This window comes from Turicibacter sp. GALT-G1, from assembly GCF_025594995.1.
Taxonomy (GTDB): domain Bacteria; phylum Bacillota_I; class Bacilli_A; order MOL361; family Turicibacteraceae; genus Turicibacter; species Turicibacter bilis.
In genome coordinates, this window is record NZ_JAMQUS010000017.1 from 570 (window position 1) to 4,690 (window position 4,121).

Sequence of the window (4,121 nt, forward strand, 5' to 3'; positions counted from 1 at the left end):
ATATAGCCACTTGGGGCTGATACCTCATGGAAAATATACTCTCCATGTGCTAATCCTACGATTTGATGTGCTTTATCCGTTGAAATCCATTCTTCAACTAACTTTCCATCTTTCGTTAAGACTTGTAATGTCGCCCCCACTAATGGATTACCATTTTCATCTACTTTTAATAATTCTGTTACTGTTGGCAAATCTTGTCCTTGGACTACAACAGTTTTTGCTTCATCTGTCACTTTAAATGATACGTCATTCATCAGCATATAACCACTTGGGGCTGACACTTCGTGTAAAATATACTCTCCATGTGCTAACCCTAAAATTGTATGTGGTGCATTACTTGATAACCATTCTTCGACTAACGTTCCATCTTTTTTAAGAACTTGTAACGTTGCTCCACTTAACGGATTGCCTTTTTCATCTACTTTTAATAACTCAACTCGTGTACGATTATTAACCGCAGTTAAATTAATAATTGTTCCATTTTGATTAACACTAAAACGAATAGGACTTGTTAATAATTGATGATTATTTAAAGTTCTTGTTTCAACTAAGTAATAATCTCCATATAAAAGTCCACTTTTTCTAATCAGACCTAAACTATCTGTGGTTAAGGTATCAATTAATTGGTTATTACCATCATAAAGAGCAAATTCAACATTTTTTAATACTGAACCATCATCAGAAGATTTTAGTAACTCAAATCCACCTTTAATATAATCATTTACAAATTCAACAGTCGTTGTTTGATTAGCCTTTACTTCGATTGTTTTTGGAGTTGGATCTAGTAAATATGGTACTGGAACTGAAACTTCTGTCACAGTATATTTACCGATAGGAATATTTGTGGCATTAATACGTCCATTAGAATCCGTTGTAAATGTCTGATCGTAATTGTTTCCTGTAATACGGAATTTAGCACCTTGAATAATATTTCCACTTGTCGATTTTTTCAAGATTTCATACGTTCCTATTGCATTAACATTAATTTTTAAATAAGCATTAACTGGGTCATCTTGCCCTCCCGTCACTAAATCCTGTTTTGTTGATGATACCCAATATAACGTACTTCCACCAGTTGTAGCTTTTTTCGTTAAGCGTAACGTCACATTAGGATTAGGATTTGTGGTTGTTAATGTTAATTTATTTCCACTTTGAGAAACTTTAACATCACCGTTATCAGATATAACTTTATATTTCGATAATACTCCATTAGTATCCGTTAAAGTAGTTGTATAGGCAGAACCATTCCAAGTCAATGTCGTTTCTTTTGCGTTAAAACGATTATCACTCATAAAAGATGGAATAACACCATGTAATCGAACATCTTCAAGTAAATTTGAATATAAACGATTACGACTATCATATTTTTGTACCAACTGCCCCCAAATCATACCCCAAGAGGGCTGATTTGCGACAACTTCCCAAATAGCCACTTGGGTTGCGACATATGAATCATCTGAATAATCTCCATTATTGCCGTAGCCATACATTAAAATTTGATTAATCTTTTCTCTTTGAGCATATGTTAATCCATTATATCCACTCGACATATTACCACCAGTTTCATGAACAATCCCAGGTTCTATACAAAAAGCGGTATACTCAACTCCACCAGTAGTAGCATAAAGTTTTGGTATCCCTCGTGTTGTTTTCCAAGTTGAGATAATGCTCGAAAAATCATATGCGGTATTAGATATACGATATTTCTCACCAACATAAGCAGTTGCTAATGACATTAATCCATCAGCAGTAACAACAATATAATCATCACTATCATATGATTCATCTTCTGAAATCAACTGAAGCTGTGATTCGTCTTTAGGTGGATTATCAATCTCTTTTACTTTTTGATTTTCAATCGCTACTTCTTCTTTAACAATCGGCTCTTGTTCCTCAACATCTTCAATCGTTGGCTCATTCAGATTCTTAACATCTTCAACAGATTCAACCACTTCATTATTAGTTGATTCTGCATAAGCCACCCCTGTATTTACAAATGGTTGAAATAAGAGTGAAATTGCTAAAGTTAGATTCAAAAATTTATTTTTCATGATCTAACTTTCCTCTCTTTTGCTTAATTTTTTTGTATAAAAAAAAGACTATTGATTGTAAAAAAATAGTCCTTTTTTTATTCTTCATCATCTTCTTCCTCAATGGTTGGTGTCCGATCAATTACTTTTGCAAGTTTTTTTAATTCCTCGTCTGATAATCGACCTTCGCCATGTGCGATTAAAGATGTTTTGACAGCTTCTAACTTATCATCTAATGTTGTCATGATCTAACCTCCTTTCTCCATGATACTATATTAACACATTTATTCTATAATTTTTTGCAACGATTTTTGCAACGATTTTTGCAACGATTTTTTGCAACGATTTTTGCAACGATTTTTTGCAACGATTTTTTACAACGATTTTTTACAACGATTTTTTACAACGATTTTTTACAACGATTTTTTACAACAAAAATAAAAAAGAGTAAGAATGGAATCTTACTCTTCCTCAATATATGTGTTTTTTTATTAAAACTGAATATGACTAAATTTAAAATAATCTCTATATGTTAATTTACCCAATTTTAATTTTCGGTAAAATTCATTAATTGCTTTAACCTTTAATGTTGCAATTGTTCTTTCACTATAATTTGTATGTAATGCTAACCATGTATTATTTTCTTTTTCAACTAAGCTATAATAAATTAACTTTCTTTCGATTTCTTGTAATTCATTAAATATATGTGCAAATTCTCTAAACCATAAAATAAAATCTTTTTTCTCATCAACTGTCAGTATTAACTTAAATTCATAAGAATTGTTTGAAAATTTTCTTTGACTTTCAGATGCTTCATTACTTGTTGTTACATTACTTTTAATTTCTATAACTTCATCTGTATAATCAATTAATTTATCCAATTCAATTTTATAACCATTATTCTCATTAAAAATTCTATTTACTTTCTTACCGTAAGATTCTTCTAAAATATACTTCATATTCATAATAAAATTCATTTTTTTTATAACAAATTCTTTCATTTTTTTGTTTTTTTCACGCTCAATATTTTTTCGTTCTTTTTCTACTCTCTCAAAAAAATCCATGCCCAACTCTCCCAATCCTTTTTTCGACAATAAAATTCTTTTTCTTTCAAAAAAATACAACATAGTGCATTATATTACATAATTTATCACAAAGTTTACATTTTGTAAACTCATTTAGTATACAAAATGTGTATTTATTCGACGATGGGGTATTTTGTGTTGTTTTTTAGTCTTTATTATTTTAAAAAAAAAGAGTTATCACATAATTACAATATAAAAGAAAGTTGGCATTAAGTAAAAATGACGAATTACCAAATTGACTATAAAAAGAATTTAGCTAGAAATTTAAAATATTATAGAGAACTAAATGATTTAAAAGCATATGAATTAGGAAATTTATTGCACGTAAGTAAATCTACAATTTCTAGCTGGGAAACTGGAACAAGATCACCAGATATAAATATTCTTGTGAAAATTTCAGAAATTTTTAATATTTCATTAGATGAACTCGTAGGAAAAAAAAAAGAACAGCCTAATAAAAAAGCTGTCTTAAGATTAAAAGATATTTTTAAAAATGAAGATGTTAGTCTCTTAACAAGAGAACTTACATTTTTAAGTGATTTTGAATTAAATGAAATTAAACTAACAATTCAGCTAATTGAACAACGTAGGAATCAATTAAAAAAACATTAATTATCGAATTAAATAAATTAATACATTTCCATCAGATTGAACAACCATTTCCAAATTGAAATAAGTTCTTCCCCAACTCGCTGCTTGCTCCATTTGATAACCAATATAACCAATCACATCTTCGTTATTAACTGGCATATAAGATGATTGCCAAGGACTCGCATACCCATCTAATTCACGATTCATAGATGCCTCATAAACCATTCCTAAACTATTTCCTTTTGCAATTAGAGTTGATTTGATGTAATTCCAATCTAAAATATCAACTGGCTTTTGTGGTTTAGGTTGCTCAACAACAGGTGGAGTTGATGGTGTCGAAGAAGAACCATTATTTGTTGATCCAGTGCTACTTGATGAATTGTTATTTGATGAATTACTGCTTGACGATCCAGTG

Annotated in this window: 5 protein-coding genes; 1 reads left to right on the forward strand and 4 read right to left on the reverse strand. The window is 29.9% G+C overall.

The window, feature by feature from the left end; all coding sequences use genetic code 11:
- The 3 genes from NEH74_RS03655 to NEH74_RS03665 form a co-directional block, all read right to left on the reverse strand.
- On the reverse strand, window positions 1–2,051 hold a 2,051-nt coding region (locus tag NEH74_RS03655; RefSeq protein WP_262941099.1), incomplete at its 3' end, for a SpaA isopeptide-forming pilin-related protein.
- Between the two features lie 77 nt (window positions 2,052–2,128).
- The gene (locus tag NEH74_RS03660) at window positions 2,129–2,275 is read right to left on the reverse strand and encodes a hypothetical protein (RefSeq protein WP_155062388.1); all 147 of its coding nucleotides are present in this window, start codon (window positions 2,273–2,275) and stop codon (window positions 2,129–2,131) included.
- 246 nt (window positions 2,276–2,521) lie between these two features.
- Window positions 2,522–3,094: a hypothetical protein gene (locus NEH74_RS03665; RefSeq protein ID WP_155062389.1), complete on the reverse strand. Its 573-nt coding sequence runs from the start codon at window positions 3,092–3,094 to the stop codon at window positions 2,522–2,524.
- 240 nt (window positions 3,095–3,334) lie between these two features.
- Between NEH74_RS03665 and NEH74_RS03670 the strand changes: the two genes are divergently transcribed.
- Window positions 3,335–3,727: a helix-turn-helix domain-containing protein gene (locus NEH74_RS03670; protein ID WP_155062390.1), complete on the forward strand. Its 393-nt coding sequence runs from the start codon at window positions 3,335–3,337 to the stop codon at window positions 3,725–3,727.
- On the opposite strand, the gene NEH74_RS03675 is transcribed toward NEH74_RS03670, so the two are convergent.
- Window positions 3,728–4,121, reverse strand: a 394-nt coding sequence (locus NEH74_RS03675; RefSeq protein ID WP_262941100.1) for a hypothetical protein, incomplete at its 5' end; no start/stop codon positions are given.

What these genes read in the sequence shown, in the direction of transcription:
- NEH74_RS03660 (WP_155062388.1), bottom strand. Translation starts at nt 2,275, where the DNA reads ATGACAACATTAGATGATAAGTTAGAAGCTGTCAAAACATCTTTAATC.
- NEH74_RS03665 (WP_155062389.1), bottom strand. Translation starts at nt 3,094, where the DNA reads ATGGATTTTTTTGAGAGAGTAGAAAAAGAACGAAAAAATATTGAGCGT.
- NEH74_RS03670 (WP_155062390.1), top strand. Translation starts at nt 3,335, where the DNA reads ATGACGAATTACCAAATTGACTATAAAAAGAATTTAGCTAGAAATTTA.